The following is a 19,197-nucleotide window of genomic DNA, read 5'->3' as shown; positions in this document are numbered from 1 at the left end:
GCCCGGAAGGGCACGCCGTTACGTGCCCCTTGGCCGCCCAGACGCCACCGATGGTAACCGGCGTCCGCCTCCGTGCACGGGGGTGGGCGCGGCACCCCATGGGCTCGCTGCCTTGGTAACAGCCCCGTTTCACGTCATCACACCCATGTGAGAACCCTGGACACGTCACCGATACGCCAAGTATACGTTAAGTATCCATTGGGAGGCGGAGCCATTGATGCCGAATACACCCGACAATGATCTGTCACGGTCGCGGCCGACCGTGACCGCGGCCGGGGCGGCGGCCGCATCGGCCGCCCACCACACGTCGACGAGGCCGGAGGACGATGCCGGGCTGGCGCGAGGACTCAGTCCGCGGCACATGCAGATGATGTCCATCGGCATGGCCATCGGCGTGGGGCTGTTCCTCGGCTCCGGGCAGGGCATCCACATCGCGGGTCCGGCACTGCTCATCGCCTACGCCCTCGCGGGGGCGGTCGTGTACTGCCTCATGCGCGGCCTGGGGGAGATGGCCGTCCATTCGCCGCACGCCGGATCGTTCAGCGAGTACGCCCGTATCCATGTCAGCCCCTTTGCCGGGTTCGTCACCGGCTGGACGTACTGGCTGCAGTGCATCGTGGGCCCGATGGCAGAGCTCACGGCGAGCGGTGTCTACATGCACTACTGGTATCCAGACCTTCCGCAGTGGGTACCCGCGCTCATCGGCTTGGTTCTGCTGTTCGGTGTGCACTGGGTCTCGGTCCGGATGTTCGGGGAGTCCGAGTTCTGGTTCGCCCTGATCAAGATCATCGCCATCGTCGGACTGATCCTCTTCGGGGCCGTCATCATCGTCACCGGTGTGACCGCACTCGGCCATGGTGCGAGCCTGAGCAACCTCTGGAGATTCGGCGGCTTCTTCCCGAGCGGCGGGCACGGCTTCTTCCTCACCCTGCAGATCGCCGTCTTCGCGTTCATCGGGGTGGAGATGCTCGGCATCACAGCGGGCGAGGCGGCACACCCGGAGCGGACGATCCCCAAGGCGGTGGGCAACGTCATCTGGCGCATCATCGTCTTCTACATCGGCGCGCTGTTCGTCCTCATGGTCGTCCAGCCGTGGACGCGGTACACCGCTGACGTGAGCCCGTTCGTCTCGATGTTCTCGAAAGCGGGGCTGGCTGGCGCCGCCGGAATCATGAACTTCGTCGTCCTGACTTCGGCGCTTTCCTCATGTAACGCGAATATGTTCTCGGCCAGTCGGCTGCTTTACGGCCTGGCATCCGCGGGTTCGGCGCCACGAGCGCTCTACCACACGACACGGCGACGGGTGCCGGGGCGGGCGCTGACGGTCACATCGCTCGCCGTCGGCGTCGGGGTGCTCTTCAACTATCTGGCGCCCGCTCATGCCTTCATCACGCTGACCAGTGTCGTCAGCGCCTCCGGGCTGTGGACGTGGAGCATGATCGCCATTTCCCATATGCGGTTCCGCCGTCGGCTGGCGGTGGAGGGCGCACCTTTGCCGGCGTTCAGGCTGCCCGGCGCTCCCTGGACGAACATCTTCGTGGTCGCGATGGTGGTCATCGTCCTGGTGAGCCTGGCATTCGAGGGTGACACACGAGTGGGCCTGTACACCGGTGCGGTCTGGTTCGCCCTTCTCACCATCATCTACGTCGTCCGCCAGCGGGTCGTGCGGGTGTGGTGAGGGTGGTGGGGGGGGGGGGGGGGGGCGCCGGCGCCCGCCCCCCCCCCCCACACCGGCCACGGTGACGGGGACCGCCAGCAGGGCGATCACCAGGGCGGGAAGGGCGTCCTCCATCCGCTGGTCGACCTGGTCGCCCGGTGCATCCCGGACGGCCGCACGGACGAGGGATCGCCGCGCCCGCCCATGGCGCCAGTCCCGGGGCCTGCCGACCTCACCCAAGGTCATCTCCCGGCAGGTATCGCCGGTCCACACCGCCGCCACGGGGCGAGAGGCATCCGCCAGTTAGCCTCCGCGTTTCGGTTGGGTCGGCTGAGGTGGGTTGATGTGGTCGGCGGATGCTTGGTGCCAGGAGGGCATGGCCAGGGGCCCGGCGCTTTGGCCGGGTGCTCCAGGTTTCTCGGGTTGTGGTCGGACAGCGGCGGGTTCGCTGGTGAGGTGGCCGGTTGGGGCAGGGCCACGAGGCGGGCGAATGCCGTGGCCAGAGCGTGGCGCCAGGGCCAGGTTTCGGCGATCCGCAGGTAGAGGCGGCGCCCGCCGCGGGTGATGCGGGCGGGGTGCCGGTAGCGGAGTTTCTTGGGTTCGGCGGCGGCGAGTTTGCCGTCCAGCAGCAGGGCCCGGGTCGAGGCGAGCAGGTCGATCGCGGTCAGGGACAGTTCCAGCCAGGCGGCGTTGATGGCGAAGTGGCGGGACGGGAAGCGCCCGAAGCCGATGGTCTTGCCGCACCGGATGCGATCCTCGATGCGGGCATGTGCTCGGTGGCGCACTTCCAGGTGCTGCAGAGGTCCGCCACCCGTGAGAGGGGTGTCGGTGAGAAATACCTGGTGACGCAGGCCCTCGTCCAGGTCGAACAGGGACAGCTGGGCGTCAGGATGGGGCCGCTCACGCCGCACGATGATTCGGGTGCCGTCCGGGTAACCGGTCAGGTCCACCATGCCGGTCAGTTCGGCAGTCTGTGCCCCGTCGCGCAGGGAGCCGTTCTGTTCCAGGGCGGGGTGCCAGACCTGGTCGGGCAGGGCCCGGATCGCGCGGCGGACCGGCTCGGTGAAGGCGTGCCCGACGGAGAAGTGGGCGCGGATTCCGCGCGAGCGCAGGGTGCGCCGCGCGAGCGCAGGGTGCGTATGTGGTGCAGGAATGCCTTCGCACTTCCGGCGCTGTCGGCGGGGATGAGGAGGTCGGTGCCGTGGCGGTGGGCGTCGGGGATCTGGGCCAGGGCCGCTTCCAGGACGGTGATGTGGTCGTCTGCGGTGTTGGCGCCGGCGTTGCCCGCCCGCGGCCGACGTTCCTCAGCAAACGGCCGACCTCCCTCATGGCTAGCCGCGATGGTCGCCCTGATGCCTCAGAGATCACGATCAGTGAGCTCTACCGGCTCCCGTTGGTGCACGTGCCCGCCAACGTCGCATTCCACCGTTCGATCGAGGCGCACCTGCGCGCCCAGGGGCTCTCTGACTTAGAGTGATCATCCGGCTCGGTCACGCAGAGTCGATGAAGCGGGCGGTGATCGGTCGCGGGTGGGTCGCGTTCATGCCTCAGTACTGCGTCCTGTCCGAGCTCGCGCACGGCTCGCTCCGTGAGGTGACGTCCGCGGACTGTGCCTGACGGAGCGGATCTCGCTCGTTCAGCGACGGGACGATTACCTTTCCCCCTCCAGCAGGTCGTTCGGGACGCGGTGGCGCGAGGCGTGTCGGATGCTCGTGGGGCCTGGGATGGCCTGCGTCATATGCCATCGGTTATGAGCACATCGTCATTATTGTCTTGGACTTATCGTCCGCGTCATCCCTACTGTGTGATGACCGCCACTCCCCGCCAGCATCGCGGGTCCGGAATCGGGGCGGCCTTTCGCTCAGTCTCGGGACCATCACGACCACGAGGACTCCACATGACGATATCGGCGACCCCTGTAGGCACTCGTTTCACCGGCCCCTACTACGTTCGCGGCGAAGACGGTTACGAGGCGGCCCGGCTCGCGCGGATCTTCAGCACCCGGCATCCCAAGCGCTACCCCGCAGCCATCCTCGTGCCGCACACCGAGCAGGACATCATCGAGGGCGTCCGGTTGGCCCAAGAGCAAGGGTGGCAGGTCGGCGTCCGCGCCGGTGGGCATAGCTTCCCGGTCTGGGGGATGCGCGACAACGCTCTACTGATCGACCTCGGCGAGTTCAAGGAGATGGAGTACGACCACGAGACCCACATAGTTTCGGTGACGCCCGCGGTCCAGGGAGGCGTGGAGCTAAACACCTACCTTCAGCCGCATGGCCGTTTCTTCGCCGGTGGCCGCTGCCCCACCGTCGGTGTCGGCGGCTTCCTTCTCCAGGGTGGTATCGGCTGGAACTTTCGAGGCTGGGGCTGGGCGGTCGAACGGCTCGTGGCCATCGACGTCGTGACGGCAGCGGGCGAGCTGGTTCGGGCTGACGAGAGCCAGAACGCCGACCTGTTCTGGGCCGCACGAGGTTGCGGCCCCGGATTCCCAGGCCTCATCACCCGGTTCCACATCCACACCCGGGCGATCCCGCAGGCGCTGACCACCACCAAGCAGTTCTTCCCGATCGAGAGGTACGCCGAGGTGCTGGCCTGGCTCAACGAGGCCCAAAAGGCGATGCCGAAGGACAACGACTTGCTGGGTATTTCGTTCCAACCCGACTTTGAAATCCCTGGGCACAGCGGCGGTTACGTCTTCGGTATCTCGGCGACGGCCTACTGCGACACCGCCGAGGAGGCACAGACCATCCTGGCGCCCCTCGCTGACAACCCCTTCCTCACTGATGCGCTCCTGGTGGTGCCGCCGACGCCGACCACCCTGGCCGACGAATACGCGTTCGTCGACGCCGCGCACCCCGCCGGCTACCGCTACCGCGTGGAGTCCGCATGGGTCGACGGACCTCACACTGACATCGCCTCGGCGTTGAAGATGCTCGTGGCCGAGCGCCCGATCCACGAGAAGGGCTACACCTTCTTCCAGTACGCGCTCCCTATTGATGGGCCCGACATCGCAATGTCGATGCGCACGGACCTGATGGTCGGCGCCTACATCATTTACAGCAACCCTGAGGACGACGAGCACTACCGACAGTGGGCGCTCGACGCCATGAAGCCGCTCGAGCCCTACTCGGTCGGCCAGTATTGGGGTGACAGCGACCAGGAGCACCGCGAGGTCCGGTGTCTCACCGATGAGGCGTGGAGCCGCGTGCGGGACGTACGCCGGGCCTGGGACCCGGACCAGCGGTTCGTCGACTACCTCGCAGGCCCGGACGGCTACCAGAACCGCAACGGCTGGCAGGAGGCGTGACCGTGGAGCTTGAGAACGCTGTCGTCGTCGTCATCGGCGGTGGAGAGGGGATCGGCGCAGCCGGCGCGATCGCGCTGGCCGCCGCAGGCGCACGGGTCGTGGTGGCGGACATCGACGCCCGGGCCGCCGAGATGACCGCCCTCGGCATCACCCAGACCGGCGGGCAGGCCCTTCACGTGGCGTGCGACATTAGCCGGGCCGCCGATCTGGCCCGGCTGCACCGGACGACGACCGAGAACTTCGGCGCCGTCGACGTCGTCTGGGCACATGCCGGCCGGGCGGTCGCCGGCATGCTGGAGAAGGTAGGCATCGAAGAGTGGGCTGGGCTGATGGACCTGAACTGCGGGGGCGTCGTCCGCACGTTCCTGGAGTTCGGCCCGCCGATGATCGACCGCGGCCACGGCCAGCTGGTCATCACCTCCTCGAGCCTTGCGCTCTTCCCCGACCAAGTCCCCATCGCAGCCCCGTACGTGCTGACCAAGTCGGCCCTGGTGGGACTGGCCCGCTCCCTGCGGGCCTACCTGGAACCGACCGGAGTGGGCGTCACCCTGCTGTGCCCGGATGCGACCCACACCCGCCACGCGACGGAGGTCCCGCTGATCGGACTAGACCGAACGGCGTTCGACGCCGAGCTCGACACCGCGAAGCTCGACAAGCCCGAGGACGTCGCCGACGCGCTGGTCGCTGCTCTCCGGCAGGGCGACTTCTTCGTCTCGCTCACCCCGGACGTCGGCACCCGGATGCTCGACGACGTCCACCGGCTCACGGGAGCGCCCCGGTCGAGCAGGGCGCTCGTCGTGTCGGGTTGCCTCCGGGTCGACCCGCGCCACCACGACCGCGTTGCGGCCGCCATGACACAGGTGGTGGCCGAGTCACGCAAGGAGCCCGACAACCTCGCCTACGCGTGGAGTGCTGACCTCGACCAGCCCGGCGTCTTCCACCTCTTCGAGCACTGGTCCACCCGCGAGGGGCTCGAGCGTCATGCGGCTTCGACGCACGGCCAGGCCTTCCTCGACCTCCTGAAAGAGGTCGGCCCGGTAGAGGCCGACCTGCACACCCACGAGGTCGGCGCGGCTCAGTCGCTGACCCTGCCGGACTAGACCCGGCAGAACCCCTTCCTAGGAAGTTTGTCGCCGATGACACGAGACGGCCTGGTCCGGGGGCGGCCCGGGCCGATGCGGGGCACCCGGATCGCTTCCATGACCGCGGTGAACTGGGTGCAGTCGCTGCTGTTGCCGCCCGTGACCACGAAGGCGAGAGGGCGGCCGAAGGCATCGCAGGCCAATTGAATCTTGCTGGTCAGGCCGCCACGCGACCGTCCGAGTGCCCGGCGCCCCTTTTCGGGCTCCGGCGGCGTTGTGGTGGGCCCGCACGATCGTGGAGTCGACCGACACCAGCCAGTCGATGTCTCCGGCCGCGTCAGCCTGGGCCTGCGCTTCTCGGAGTATCTGCTCGAACGTACCGTCCTTGGCCCACCTGCGGAAACGGGTGTGCAGCGTGGCCCAGGGACCGTACCGCTCGGGCACATCGCGCCAGGCAACCCCGGGACGGAACTTCCACACGATCCCGTTGAGAACAGTCCGGTCGTCCAACCGCCCGCGCCCGCAACGACTCGGGCAGCAGCGGCCGAACGAACTCCCACTCGGCCGCGGACAGTTCATGACGACGTATCACCCGACCATGATCCACCAACAAAGATCATTTGAGGACAAGACCTAGGCCGCTTGTGGGCCCCTTCTCGGGCCACCGCAGCAGCGAACCTGGCACCACCCCCTGGAAAGGCACGTCCCATGTCTCTCGCCATACGCTTTCGCGCGCCCCAAAGCGGTACGCCCCCCAGAGTCCTGGTCGGGCCTTGACCCAAGGCCGGGTAGTTAACGTATTTCTGCTGGTGGCAAGGGGGTTCGGTGTCGGGTTGGGAACGCGGGCAACGGGGCTGCGTTGGTCAGGTAGTCCGCCAAGACTTCCGGCCGTTGAGGAGCCCCGTTGCCCACGCGTCATTGTGCCCTGCCACCCGGTCCGGCGAGGGTCACCCGTGAGTTCACCGTGGCCGAGGGCCGGTTCGCGCCCGGTCATCTGGGCGAGTTGACGCAGGTCATACCGCTCGACCTCGTCGATGCCGTTCTGGATGAAACCCGTTGCGTGCAGCGCCGGTTACGGGATCTGCCCTCGCGGGTCGGGGTCTACTCCCTTCTCGCGATGTCCCTGTTCCCGGAGGTCGGCTGCCGGCTGGTCTGGCACAAGCTGACCGCAGCCCTTACGGGCGTCGGGATCGAGGCCGCGGAGCCAACCGCGAAAGCCTTGCGTGACCTGCGCAGACAGCTCGGTGCAGAACCGATGAAGCGCGTGTTCGAGACCCTGGCCGGCCCGCTCGCCCAGCCGGTGACTCCCGGAGTGCGGTTCGGGCCGTTCCGGATGGTCTCCTTCGACGGCTGCAGCCCGATCAAGCCACCCGATACCGAGCGCAACGTGGAGTGGTCCGGACCCGGCAGCCGTGGCGGGTATCCGACGCTGGAACCGATGACCCTGGTGGAGACGGGCACCCGCGCCCTGATCGGCGCCGTGTTCGGCACTCCCAGCGACGGGGAGACCTCCTACGCTCGCAGGCTCCTGCACCACCTGGGCCCCGGCACGCCGGTCCTGTGGGACAAGGGCTTCGACGTCAACGCCTTCCCCGCCGCCGCGCACGACACCGGAGCCAGGTTCCCGGGCCGGCTGCGCGCCAACCGACGTACCCCGGTCCTGAGCCGGCTCACCGATGGCTCCTACCTCTCGGTCATCGGCACCGTCCCGGTACGCGTCGTGGAAGCGCAGATCACCGTGACCTATGACAACTGCTCGTTCACCAACTCCTGCCGGCTGGTCACGACGCTGACCGATGCTCGCCGATACCCCGCCCCGGCCCTCGTTGCCCTTTACCATCAGCGGTGGGAGCACGAGTCGGCGTATTTTGCTCTGCGTCACACGATCACAGACGGCCGGGTCCTGCGTTCAGGCGACCCGGTCGGGGCCGAGCAGGAGGTGTGGGCCCTGCTCGCCCTCTACCAGGCACTTCGGACCGTGATGGTGGAGGCTGCCGAGTCCCGGCCGGGCACCGACCCCGACCGCTGCGGATTCACCACAGCCATCCAGACTGCCCGTGACCTCGTGGTCCAGGCCGCCGACGTCATCAAGCCCAGTGCCCTGGGCACCCGCACCACCGGCGTCATCGGCAACCGGGTCCTGGCCGGGCTCCTCCCGCACCGGCGCCCCCGCATCAGCACCCGAAAAGTCAGGTCACCAATCTCCCGGTACGCCGCACGCCAAGACGACGGCCGCCCCGACACAAGCCGCCTGGCCACCGACCTCGACGTCACCATCCTCGAACCCGATCCCGACCTGCCCACCGTCCCGCACGACGATCGGCACACACCGGCCGCCGACCGGCGCAGACAGCGCGTCCTGGACCTCCTTTACGCAGAACCCGACCGTCAGTGGCACACCCGCGACCTCGCCCGCCACCTCGGCGACATCACCCTCAGCACGATGTACCGACAGCTCGACAGATGGGCCGTAAACGGACTCATCACCAAGACCGGCCCCGCCACCTACAACAGCCCGAGAACTCGCCCAACCCTCTTGCCACCAGCAGAAATACGTTAACTACCCGGCCTTGGGTCAAGGCCCCCTTTCCGATGGATGCGACCTTGCATCGACTGGAGATTGGGGGTCAGGCAATCCAGCTTTCGCCTTATCACGCGGGCCCCGCAGCACACCGCCCCTGGCAACTGAGCCCGGTCGCTGATAGCCGGTGGCCTGCCGCCTCGGCTGCCGCGTCGCAGCCGGTGGCCCACCGGGATCATCTCCCGGATGCCGCGCTTGCGCAGGTGCCCACGGATCGCGAGGGAAGTACGCCTTATCCGCCAGGACCACCCGGCAGGGACACGAGGTAGGGCAACAGGCCCCTGACGCCCGCTACGGCAAGCCGCGTGCTCGCGGCGGCGGGAACGTCAGCACTCGGCGCGGGCCCGTTTAGGACGCCATGATCGGGAGATCGGCGGTGACCGTACCTAGACCGGTGAGCCGCCGCAGCAGGCTGTCTACGTCGGCGGGGGTCACCGCGCCGCTCCACCCGATGAACAGGTCGGGGCGGACGAGAACCAGGGGCTGTGTGTACTCGTCGTCGAGGTGTACCACCGAAAGCGGGATGCCGAGTCCGGACGCGGTCCGGACGAACGCATCGGGACTTCCCCCGGCACACACCAGTGTGAAATCCCTGCCGAGAAGATCGAACACCGAGCGCCCGTCGGGCAGCCAGACATGCGGGAAGCGGGCGCCGGGCGCGAGGCTGGGGCGGTACTCGTCGATCCGGGCGATCGTGGCTTCCGCCGCCTTCCCGTCCGCGGCGATCCCCGGCGAGTTCACATAGCGGGACCCGAACTGAACGCCTTGGCTGTGCCACTGCTGCCGATCCACCTTCTCGATCAGCCTGCCGGCCTCCGTGCGCAGCCGGGCGCCCTTGGCGTCGTCGAAATGGAGGGCGGGGTCGCGGGCGATGGACGCCATGTCCCGGTCGATCTTGAGCGCGGCACGCGAGGTGGCCTCTCCCACGGAGCGGCGCTCCACCTCGTACGCCTCGAGCAATTCGGGTCCGCCCCAGCCTGCGTGGAGTGCCGCGAGGCGCCAGCCCAGCCCCACGGCGTCGGCGATGCCGGTGTTCATGCCGAAGCCGCCCAGCGGGAGCCAGAGGTGTGCGGCGTCGCCCGCGAGCACGATCCGCCCGTCGACGAACCGGTCCGCCACGAGCCGGCGTGGCGTCCACCGTATAACCTGGATCTTCTCCAGTTCCATCTCACGGCCGAGGGCGGCACGCAACACCTCGTCCTCGTCGAGGTCCTCTGGTGCGGTGCCCTCCGGAACGCGGGCATGGCACAAGAACAGGGCTTCCCCGTCGAGTTGGACGAACGAGCCTTTGAGGCGCGGTCCGTACCACCAGTACATCCAGCCGGGCCGCTCCGCGGCGGCGAGCTCGCGTGCCAGCTCCGCCGAGCGGAAGTAGACCGAGAGCCGGTTCTCTGCGGCCTGGGAGTCGCCCTGCAGCCGGGCGCTTATGGCGCGCCGGGTGGTGCTGGCCCCGCCGTCGCAGCCTACGACGTGGTCGGCGGTCAGCACCTTCTCGGTGCCTTCGGCTATGACGCGCACCTCGACGATTTCGCCGCGCTGTTGGATTCCGACGACCTCGTGCCCGCGAGCGATCCCGACCGAGTCGTAACCATGGCCGTGCTGCTCCAGGATCGGCTCGAGAAATATCTGCGAAATCCGGTGCTGCGGCTCGGGGGTGGGCCACTCGTCGAGCTCGGGCGCGGTCCGGTCCAGGATCTCCTGCGCGGAGGAGAACCGAAAGCGGGTGAGCTCCCAGCCGGTGAGAGTCGTGCAGTACACGACGTCCGTGGCGTGGTCGAGCGGCAGCCCGGCGCGGCGGATCCGGTCCGCCACGCCGAGTCGGCGGAAGTACTCCATCGACCGGGCGTTGGTCGTGTTGCAGCGCGGGTTGTCCGTGGTGGTCTCCTGCTTTTCGAGCACGAGCGTGTCGACGCCGCGGGTGCCGAGCTCGGCGGCGAGTGTCAGGCCGACCGGGCCCGCGCCGACGACAATCACGGAGCGGTGTCCGGAGGGAGTGGGCATCAGGGTTTCTCCTCGGGGGCTTCGAGTGCTTGCAGCGCTTCGCCTGCGGTGGGGAAGAGGCGGCAGAACGTGCGCCAGAAGATGTTCTCCAAGTGCTCGTTGTCCATTGCGGACGCGAGCAGTTCCTCCATCACGGCCGGCACGTTGTAGCTGACAGGGTCGGCGTAGGAGTCCGTGCCGAACATCAGCCGCTCGGAGCCGAACCGGGTGACGAAGGCGTCGAGCGGGCGGAGCAGCGGGAAGCAGATCGCGGTGTCGAACAGGATGTTGTCGAAGCGGTCCGCCAGATCCATGACGTACTGGATCTGGGTCGACGCCGAGAACCCGTCGAGCGCGACGATCGTCGCCTCGGGATGGTTGCGGGCGAGATCCGCGAACATCCACGGTGCCTCGAGGTTGGACTCGGCGAACATGTGCACGTAGCAGGGCAGGCCGCGTGCGGTGGCCTCGTCGATCAGGGCGTGCATCCGCCGGTCCGAGACGGCGACGCCTTGGTAGCGGGTGTGCCAGACGACCCCGTCGAGCCCTAGCTGGCCGACCATCCGGTCGAGTTCCTCGCGGCACAGCGCGAGACCGTGCAGCGGTTCCACGGTTCCGAGCGCGGCGAGGAAACGCGGAGAGCGGTCCCGGTAGGCTGCGATCGCGTTGTTGACTTCCCGGGTGTTGACGATCCCGTGCGGGCGCTCGTACTGCAGGCCGGGCATCACCGCGCACGCTGTCATGCCGAAGCGGTCGAGCATCGCATGGTGGGTGCCGACGGGGTCCCCCGGCGTCCGGGCCGCGGCCTGTTCCTCGGTCGCGCCGATGGAGAGGGTGCCGACGTGGTGGTGGGTGTCAATAATGTGCCGGATCGTCCGCCTCATCACGTGAGCTCCTCGTGGCTCGCCGAGTTCGCGCGCCTGCGCAGGACCATGATGGACAGCAGGCTGATCATCCCGAGCGCCGTCATATAGGCGGCGACGGACCAGCTGGCCTTCGTCGAGTCGAGCAGCGCGGCGGTGATCAGTGGTGCGAGCCCGCCGCCGAAGACCGACCCGACCTGGTAGCCGAGCGAGGCGCCGGAGAAACGGACCTCCGTGCTGAACAGTTCCGAGTAGAGCGCCACCTGGGGGCCGAACATCAGTGAATGGAGGGTGAAGCAGAGGAACAGCGCGACGAAGATCAACCACAGATTCCCGGTGTCGATCATCGCGAACATAGGCCAGCCCCAGACCACGACGCCCACGGCCCCGATGATGAACAGCCTCGGCCGCCCCAAGCGGTCGGACAGGTGCGCGAAGTACGGCAGAAAGAACAATGGTGCGACGCAGCCGGCCAGAATCACGCCGAGCAGCGGACTCCGCGCCAGGTGCAATGAGCGGACACCGTAGTCGAGGACCCCGGACACCACGATGAAGGCGATGGCGTTCGGCAGTACGAACGCGCCGCCCGCGAGCAGGATCGTGCGCCAGTGCTCGCGCAGCACCTTCGCCAGTGGAGGCTGCTCCGCCATGTTCGGCCCCGGACGAGCCGCCTGCAGCTCCTTGAACTTGGGTGTGTCCTCGACCGTGCGGTGGATGTAGAGCCCAATGCCGACCATGGCCAGACCGGACAGGAACGGAATCCGCCAGCCCCACGCCAGCATCTGCTCGTCGGAGAAGACGAACGAGAGCACGAGGAACGCGCTGATCCCGCTCATCAGCCCCAGTTGCGAGCCGACCTGCACGAAGCTGCCGAAAAACCCGCGCCGTCCGGGCGGCGCGCTCTCGGTGAGCAGTAGCGACGCACCGCCCCACTGCCCGCCGAGGGCGAAGCCCTGCAGCAGACGCAGGAGCACGAGCAGCATCGCGGCGGACCAGCCGATGGTCGCCGCAGTGGGCAGCAAGCCCATCAGGAAGGTGGCCACGCCCATCACGACCGTGGATGCGACGAGCACCGGTTTGCGGCCGTAGCGATCGCCGAAGTTGCCTGCGACCGCGCCGCCGACCGGGCGGGCGACGAACCCGACGGCGAAGGTCGAAAACGACGCCAGCGTGGCGGCGGTGTCGCCGAGTTGCGAGAAGAACAACGGGCCGAGATAGATGGCGGCCGCCGTGGCGTAGACGAAGAAGTCGAAGTACTCGACGCCCTGGGCTATGACGACAGCGGAGACCAGACGGCGCAACCTGGGGGGCGGGGTGGCCGCTGAGTCATCCTGCCGGGCGACAGTGGCCGGCGTAGAGGATGTGAGCTCAGTCATACGAAGGAAGTTAAGCCGCCCACAGCAATAGCACTATGACGATTTTCCATGACATCACTGAGCAGAAAAGCTATGAATGCTGCCCCAGCAGCTCGTGAATGCCCTCCCGGAGCACTTCCGTCAGGGTAAATTGGAAAGCTGTGAGCTTCTTGCCACGGCGCTGCACGAGGTAGAGCTTGTCGTGCAGCGTGTGTCCATGGATCTGTACCTCGCGAAGAAGGCCGGCCTCCAGCTCGCGGCGCACCGATTCGCGCCAGAGCAGCGCCACTCCGAGTCCGCCCCGCACGGCCACCTTCATGGACTCGGCGCTGCCCAGTTCGATCTCCACCCGCCGGTCCACGACCCCGATGGAGGCCAGCGCCGAGTCTTGACTGCGGCGGATCGCCATGCCAGCTGGCGGGCAGACGAACGGGAGCGCACCGAGCTCGTCGGCCGATACCGAGTCGCCGATCCGCTCGTCATCCGGCGCTGTGACCAGGCAGAAGGGCGGCTGGGCAATCAGCTTGGCCTCGAAGGTGTTGGCGTCGACGACGGCGTCCGTGGCGACAACCGCGAAGTCGTGGCGGCCGTCGAGTGTGCGATCGAGTGCGACCTCCACGGACGACTGGTTCAGGGAAATCGACGCATGCGGGTGTTCTCTGCGGAAGTCCACCAGGATGCGGGGCAGCACATAGTTGCCCACGGACATGCTCGACCCGATCGATGCCCGACCCGCCACTCCACGGGAGATGTCACGCAGGCTGCGGTCGAGCTCGGTGCGCCCGCGCAACACCCCGGCAGCCCACTGGTGCACTTCGACACCGGCCTCGGTCAGCTTCATGCCCCGGCCGTCGCGCTGGAAGAGCTTGACCTTCAGGCGCTCTTCAAGTGAGCGCAGGTGAGCGCTGACCACGGGTTGGGAGACGAACAGATCCTCTGCCGCGAGACGGACCCCGCCGCGTTCGACCACGCTGCAGAACACCTCGAGCTTGTGCAGGGAGATCCTGTTATCCGGCGTGGACGACGAACTCATAGCAAGAAGGTTAAGTCCTGATGCCGAATTTTCACATGGACCTATATGAGCAGGCAGTCGTAGCGTCGCAGCATCCCCCATGACGAGGAGATCCGACATGCCCCTGGCCGTCGTTACGGCGTCGCACTCGCCGCTCATGCACACGGTCGAGCCGCACGGCGACACCCGGGCCGCGGTCGACTCGGCATTCGCACAGGCCCGGGCCTTTGTCGCGGGCTTCCGGCCCGACCTGGTCGTCGTGGTCGCGCCCGATCACTACAACGGTATGTTCTATGACCTGATGCCACCGTTCTGTGTGGGCACCGTGGCCGAGGCCGTCGGCGACTACGGAACGGGGCAAGGCCCACTGGCGGTCGACCGGGACGCCGCGCAGCACGTCGTCCGGGAGGTTCTGGCAGGGGGCATCGACCTGGCCATGTCTGAGCGTATGGTCGTCGACCACGGTTTCGCGCAGCCCCTGGAGCTGCTGTTCGGGGCAATCGACGCCACTCCGGTGGTCCCCGTCTTCATCAACTCCGTGGCGGTGCCGTTCGGCCCCGTGCAGCGCACCCGCCTCCTCGGTGAGGCACTGGGCCGTGCCCTGCTCGCGCTCGACCGTCGGGTGCTGCTGCTCGGCTCGGGCGGGCTCTCCCACGATCCGCCGCTCCCTCTTCTGGAGGGCGCGCCGCCCGAGGTCGCGGCCCGGCTGATCGCCGGCCGCAATCCGTCACCCGAGGAGCGGGCCGGACGCGAGAACCGGGTTCGCGATGCCGGGCTGGCCGTCGCGGCTGGCAAGCCGGGGCCACGACTGAACCCGGATTGGGACCGCGCCTTCCTGGACCTGCTGGCCGAGGGCCGGCTCGCGGCCACCGACGACTGGACCAACGCCTGGATCTCTGCCGAGGCGGGCAGTTCGGCCCACGAGGTCCGCACCTGGCTGGCCTGCTACGCGGCGCTGGCTGTCGCCGGTTCCTACACCGTGCGCAGCAGTTTCTACCGTCCGATCCCGGAGTGGATCGCTGGCTTCGGCATCACCACCGCACAGACTCGGAGGAATCCATGACCATCCCCGTACCCGCACCCATCACCGACGAGCCAAGCATCTGGACCGCTCTGCTCGGGCAGGACCTGACGATTCGGCACGTGCAGGTCGGCGAATGGAACACCCGCGTACTGGAGGCCGGCTCTGGAGAGGAGACCGTGGTCCTGCTGCACGGGGTCGGCGGCCACCTGGAGGCATACGCACGCAACATTCCCGCCCTCGCCGCGCGCTACCGCGTGATCGCATACGACTACCCCGGCCACGGGCTGACCACCTCGGCGACACGGCCGCTCGAACTACCGGACTACGTCACCCATCTCATCAGTCTCCTGGACGCCCTCGGTGTGGAACGGGCACATCTCAACGGGGAGTCGCTCGGCGGCTGGATCGCGGTGAAGACCGCATACGCGCACCCGGAGCGGGTGGGCCGAATCGTGCTGAACACTCCCGGCGGTGCGCTCTCCGACCCGGCTGTCCGCGAACGGATCCGGACGCTGTCCCAGGGCGCAGCCGACGACCCGAGCGACGAGCGTATACGCGCCCGCGTGAGCTGGCTGATGGCCGATCCGGCAAGCGTTACCCAGGAGCTGGTCGACGTCCGGCGGACCCTCTACGCCCAACCGCCGTTCGCCGAGTCGATGCGGAACATCATGTGCCTGCAGGACGCAGACGTCCGGGCGCGGAACATGATCACCGACGACGAACTGGCGGCCATCACCGCAGCCGCGCTCGTGGTCTGGACCAGCGACGACCCCTCAGGACCCGCCGCCGTCGGGCTGCGTATGGCAGAGAAGCTCCCGAACGGGCGTTTCGAGCTGGTCGAGGGCGCGGGGCACTGGCCGCAGTGGGAGCGGCATCGCCGGTTCAACGAGCTCGTCCTGAACTTCCTCGGACAGTGAGAGGGCGCAGACCTGTGACATCGACCCGGCTTCCGAGCAGCCATGACAGCGACGCCACCACCGTCGGCGACGGCACGGTGCCCGTCCGCAACCCCCGTACCGGGCGCGTCGACCACCTGATCCGTCCGCCCGCGCCTGCCGAGGTGACCCGCATGTGTGCCGGCCTCCGCACGGCCCAGCCGGCATGGTCCGCGGCCGGGATCGATCACCGAGCGGCGATGCTGCGCCGCTGGGCGGACGCCATCGAGGCGAACGCCGCCACGATCGGAGACGCCGAGACGGTCGACACCGGCCGCAGCCGGGTGTCCCACGAGGTGCCGTACACGGTCGCCTCCTCCATCCGCGGATGGTGCGACGCCGCGCCCGCGATCATCGAAGGTGCCCGGCTCCACGGCGTCTCGAGCACCTCCAGCACGGTGAGCTACGACACCGAATTCGACCCCTACGCCCTGCTCGGTGTGATGAGCCCGTGGAACCACCCGTTCCTGCTCGCGACGCTGGACGCCGTGCCCGCGCTGCTCGCGGGCTGTGCTGTGATCGTCAAACCGAGCGAAGTGACTCCCCGATTCGTCGAGCCGGTCACCGCCACCATCGCCGAGGTGCCCGAATTGGCCGCTGTGCTGCAGTTCGTCGCTGGCGGCCCGGAGACGGGCCGGGCGATCGTCGACGAGGTGGACGCGCTGTGCTTCACCGGCGGAGTGCCCACCGGCCGTGCCGTTGCCGAGACGTGCGCCCGCCGCTTCATCCCGGCCTTCCTCGAACTCGGCGGCAAGGACGCGGCGGTCGTCACCGCCTCGGCCGACCTGCAACGGGCCGCGGCCGCGGTCCTCAAGGGAGCTGTCCACAACGCAGGGCAGGTCTGCTTCGCAACTGAGCGCGTGTACGTCGACCGCAGCGTGCACGACGCGTTCGTCGAGGAGCTGACAGCCCAGGCCCGGCGGCTCGAGCTGAACCACCCGGATGTCGAACGCGGCCACATCGGGCCTTTCATTCATGCCCGACAGGCCGATATCGTCGACGAGCACCTGGCCGACGCACTGGCCCGGGGAGCCGTCCTGCACTGCGGCGGCCACAGCGAGACGCTCGACGGCGGCCGCTACATGCGCGCGACGGTGCTGACCGGCGTCGACCACGACATGAAGATCATGCACGAGGAGACGTTCGGCCCCGTCGTCCCCGTGCAGGCCTACGACGGCGTCGACGAAGCGATCCGCCTCGCCAACGACAGTGCCTACGGGTTGTCCGCCGCGGTGATCGCCGGTGACGAGGAAGAGGCCCGGGCGATAGGGCGGCGCATCAGCGCCGGTGCGGTCAGTCTGATGGACACCTCCCTGACCATCACCATCATGCGCGACGTCGAGAAGACCTCCTACAACGCCTCCGGCCTAGGCGGTTCCCGCATGGGGCCCAACGGCATGCTGCGATTCCTGCGGCGCAAGGCGCTGCTCACCCGCTCCGGCCCGGTGCCGGACATGGACTCCCTGCGCGAGGACGCCGCCCCACAACAATGACAGGCACTTGACAAGGAGCCAGGCATGCCCGAGGACGGAAACCACGCTCCGATCGGCCTGGTCGGCGCGGGGACGATCGGCGGCGGATGGGCCGCCACCTACCTTGCCCGCCGCCGACCGGTGCTGGTGGTGGATCCGGCACCCGCCGCGCTCGAGAGAATGACGTCGTACCTCGCCGCGGTGTGGACCTCAATCCGCCGCACCCTGCCCGAGGCGCCCGTGTCGGTGCCACGGGAACTGCTCCGGCTGGTCCCGGCCGGAGAGCTCGGCACCGCGGCTCTCGTGCACGAGAACGTCCCCGAGTCCGTCGAAGCCAAGCAGGACGCCTACTGTTCCATCGAGGCCGAGGTGGCGCCCGAGGTCCCGATCCTGTCGAGCAGTGGCGGGCTCATGCCGACCGAGCTGCAGGCCGGCATGGACCACCCGGAACGGCTGATCGTCGCCCACCCGCAAAGCCCCGTCTACGCGCTCCCGCTCGTGGAGGTCCTGGCGGGCAAGGCGACCTCGCCCGCCGTCGTCACCGCCGTGCTCGCTCACCTGACCAGCCTGGGCAAACGCCCAGTGCTGCTCCACCGTGAAATGCCCGGCTATCTGACAAACCGGCTGACCTTCGCGATGCTGCGGGAGATGACACACCTGCTCGCCGAGGGCGTCGTGGACGCGCGCGGCATCGAGGACGCCGTGGTGCACGGCATCACACCGCGTCTTCTGGTCGGGGGTCCTCTCACCTCGCTGGCGCTGGCCGGCGGGCCCGACGGGATGCGCGGCGCGATGCGCTCGTTCGCGCAGACCATCGAGGGGTGGTGGTCCGACTTGGGCACGCCGCGTCTCGACGAGGATGTCCGTGCCCGGCTGATCGCCGCCGCTGACGAGGTGCTCGGCAACCGGCCGATCAGCGACGTCCTTGCGGCCCGGGACGCGGCCGCGGTCGACGTGCTGGCACTGCTGCACGTCCAGGACCGCGACGTGGCGCCTGGGGCATGAGCGTATTCGCGACGCCGGTGGTCGGCTGCCGCTGTGAACCGGACGGCTCCATCGTTGTGCGGTCCCGGATCCCTGCGGGCACCCCCACACCGACTGTCCTGCACTGGCCGCGCCGGTACGCCACGGAAACGCCAGACGCGGTCCTCCTCACGGTGGCCGCCGACATCGGCAGGACGGCCTGGTCCTACGCGGCAGGCAGGCCGATCCGGCCCGTGCGACCGTTCTGGCGCAGGCTCTGCCTGCGGGTTCGCCGGCGGCCCGCGTCCTCGTCCGCCGCTCCGCCGTGAGACAACTGCGGCAAGCGACCCACGACGGCACCACGCGACCGGCCCCCGAGGACATCGACACCACAGCCCGCAGCGAAGATCCTTCTCACCTCTGGTTCGACCGGCAAGCCGAAACCGGTGGCCTGCACCCAGTCGATGATGACGACGAACCCCCTGACCGACCATCGACGTCTGGCCCTTCATGACCGCCCACCGCCCGGTGCTGGTCGACTGGCTGCCGGAACCACGCCTTCGGCAGCAACGCCAACGTCAACCTTGTGCTGTCCCAGGGCGGTAGTCTGTACGTCGACGAGGCCGCCGACAGGCCCGGTCGGCTCGCCGTCACGATCGAAAGCCTCCGCCGCCACAGGCCCACCTTCCACGGAGCGGTCCCGATCGGCTTCGCGGCGCTGCTTCCCGCGCTGGAGGCCGACCCGGCCTTTCACGCGTCCCGGGCTGCATCGGCACGCCGCTGCCCCGGGGTCGAGATCGCGCTGCGGTCCGTCGCGGGCACGTACGAACTGCTGGTCCGCGAGCCTCGCGTCGCGGCCGGGTACTGGGGACAGCCCGAGCAGAGCCGGGCGGCGTTCACCACGGACGGCTGGTATCGCTCGGGCGAGACGGGCGAACTCGTCGACCGCGAAGCTCCTGAGCGCGCGGG

The 19,197-nt window shown here is 68.5% G+C and carries 12 protein-coding genes and 3 pseudogenes; 8 read left to right on the top strand and 7 right to left on the bottom strand.

Annotated features, from left to right (window positions below; all coding sequences use genetic code 11):
• Nucleotides 1–217 precede the first annotated feature (217 nt).
• On the top strand, nucleotides 218–1,678 hold the full coding sequence (locus tag ACFXB5_RS17605; protein WP_385208416.1) for an amino acid permease: 1,461 nt from the start codon (nucleotides 218–220) through the stop codon (nucleotides 1,676–1,678).
• Between the two features lie 440 nt (nucleotides 1,679–2,118).
• Here the strand turns inward: ACFXB5_RS17605 and ACFXB5_RS17600 are convergent.
• Nucleotides 2,119–2,948, bottom strand: a pseudogene (locus ACFXB5_RS17600) (transposase); the annotation flags it as partial.
• 606 nt (nucleotides 2,949–3,554) lie between these two features.
• On the opposite strand from ACFXB5_RS17600, the gene ACFXB5_RS17595 reads away from it, so the two are divergent.
• Together ACFXB5_RS17595 and ACFXB5_RS17590 are read left to right on the top strand one after the other, a co-directional pair.
• Nucleotides 3,555–4,961, top strand: a complete 1,407-nt coding sequence (locus ACFXB5_RS17595; RefSeq protein WP_037959749.1) for an FAD-binding oxidoreductase — start codon at nucleotides 3,555–3,557, stop codon at nucleotides 4,959–4,961.
• 2 nt (nucleotides 4,962–4,963) lie between these two features.
• Nucleotides 4,964–6,061 (top strand): SDR family NAD(P)-dependent oxidoreductase, encoded by a 1,098-nt coding sequence (locus ACFXB5_RS17590; protein ID WP_385208413.1) that lies wholly within the window; start codon nucleotides 4,964–4,966, stop codon nucleotides 6,059–6,061.
• A 26-nt stretch (nucleotides 6,062–6,087) separates the two neighbouring features.
• On the opposite strand, the pseudogene ACFXB5_RS17585 reads toward ACFXB5_RS17590, so the two are convergent.
• Nucleotides 6,088–6,653, bottom strand: a pseudogene (locus ACFXB5_RS17585) (IS5 family transposase); the annotation flags it as partial.
• 294 nt (nucleotides 6,654–6,947) lie between these two features.
• Between ACFXB5_RS17585 and ACFXB5_RS17580 the strand changes: the two are divergent.
• Nucleotides 6,948–8,603 carry a transposase domain-containing protein gene (locus tag ACFXB5_RS17580; RefSeq protein ID WP_385208410.1) on the top strand — a complete coding sequence of 552 codons (1,656 nt, stop codon included), beginning with the start codon at nucleotides 6,948–6,950 and terminating at the stop codon, nucleotides 8,601–8,603.
• Between the two features lie 128 nt (nucleotides 8,604–8,731).
• Here ACFXB5_RS17580 and ACFXB5_RS17575 read toward each other — a convergent pair.
• The 5 genes and pseudogenes from ACFXB5_RS17575 to ACFXB5_RS17555 all read right to left on the bottom strand — a co-directional run.
• Nucleotides 8,732–8,873, bottom strand: a pseudogene (locus ACFXB5_RS17575) (IS5/IS1182 family transposase); the annotation flags it as partial.
• A gap of 99 nt (nucleotides 8,874–8,972) precedes the next feature.
• Nucleotides 8,973–10,625 carry an FAD-dependent monooxygenase gene (locus tag ACFXB5_RS17570; RefSeq protein ID WP_385208407.1) on the bottom strand — a complete coding sequence of 551 codons (1,653 nt, stop codon included), beginning with the start codon at nucleotides 10,623–10,625 and terminating at the stop codon, nucleotides 8,973–8,975.
• Entirely contained in the window at nucleotides 10,625–11,488 is an 864-nt protein-coding gene (locus ACFXB5_RS17565) for an amidohydrolase family protein (RefSeq protein ID WP_385208404.1), read from the bottom strand. Before ACFXB5_RS17565 ends, ACFXB5_RS17570 begins: the two co-directional genes overlap by 1 nt.
• A complete protein-coding gene (locus ACFXB5_RS17560) occupies nucleotides 11,488–12,768 on the bottom strand; it encodes an MFS transporter (RefSeq protein WP_385208401.1) in 1,281 nt (426 codons plus the stop codon). Before ACFXB5_RS17560 ends, ACFXB5_RS17565 begins: the two co-directional genes overlap by 1 nt.
• 145 nt (nucleotides 12,769–12,913) lie before the next feature.
• Nucleotides 12,914–13,855 carry a LysR family transcriptional regulator gene (locus tag ACFXB5_RS17555; RefSeq protein ID WP_385208398.1) on the bottom strand — a complete coding sequence of 314 codons (942 nt, stop codon included), beginning with the start codon at nucleotides 13,853–13,855 and terminating at the stop codon, nucleotides 12,914–12,916.
• A gap of 97 nt (nucleotides 13,856–13,952) precedes the next feature.
• On the opposite strand from ACFXB5_RS17555, the gene ACFXB5_RS17550 reads away from it, so the two are divergent.
• Genes ACFXB5_RS17550 through ACFXB5_RS17535 form a run of 4 tightly spaced genes read left to right on the top strand, consistent with a single transcriptional unit; the run spans nucleotide 13,953 to nucleotide 18,270 of the window.
• Nucleotides 13,953–14,897 (top strand): 3-carboxyethylcatechol 2,3-dioxygenase, encoded by a 945-nt coding sequence (locus tag ACFXB5_RS17550; protein WP_385208395.1) that lies wholly within the window; start codon nucleotides 13,953–13,955, stop codon nucleotides 14,895–14,897.
• On the top strand, nucleotides 14,894–15,775 hold the full coding sequence (locus ACFXB5_RS17545; RefSeq protein ID WP_385208392.1) for an alpha/beta fold hydrolase: 882 nt from the start codon (nucleotides 14,894–14,896) through the stop codon (nucleotides 15,773–15,775). The genes ACFXB5_RS17550 and ACFXB5_RS17545 overlap by 4 nt, the downstream gene beginning before the upstream one ends.
• 14 nt (nucleotides 15,776–15,789) lie before the next feature.
• A complete protein-coding gene (locus ACFXB5_RS17540) occupies nucleotides 15,790–17,286 on the top strand; it encodes an aldehyde dehydrogenase family protein (protein ID WP_385208391.1) in 1,497 nt (498 codons plus the stop codon).
• A gap of 24 nt (nucleotides 17,287–17,310) precedes the next feature.
• Nucleotides 17,311–18,270 (top strand): 3-hydroxyacyl-CoA dehydrogenase NAD-binding domain-containing protein, encoded by a 960-nt coding sequence (locus ACFXB5_RS17535; RefSeq protein WP_138911754.1) that lies wholly within the window; start codon nucleotides 17,311–17,313, stop codon nucleotides 18,268–18,270.
• Nucleotides 18,271–19,197 lie beyond the last annotated feature (927 nt).

This window comes from Streptomyces sp. NPDC059455 (assembly GCF_042750115.1).
Classification (GTDB): domain Bacteria; phylum Actinomycetota; class Actinomycetes; order Streptomycetales; family Streptomycetaceae; genus Streptomyces; species Streptomyces endocoffeicus.
The sequence above is the reverse complement of the archived record's forward strand: the minus strand, read 5'-3'. Positions and strand labels throughout refer to the sequence as shown.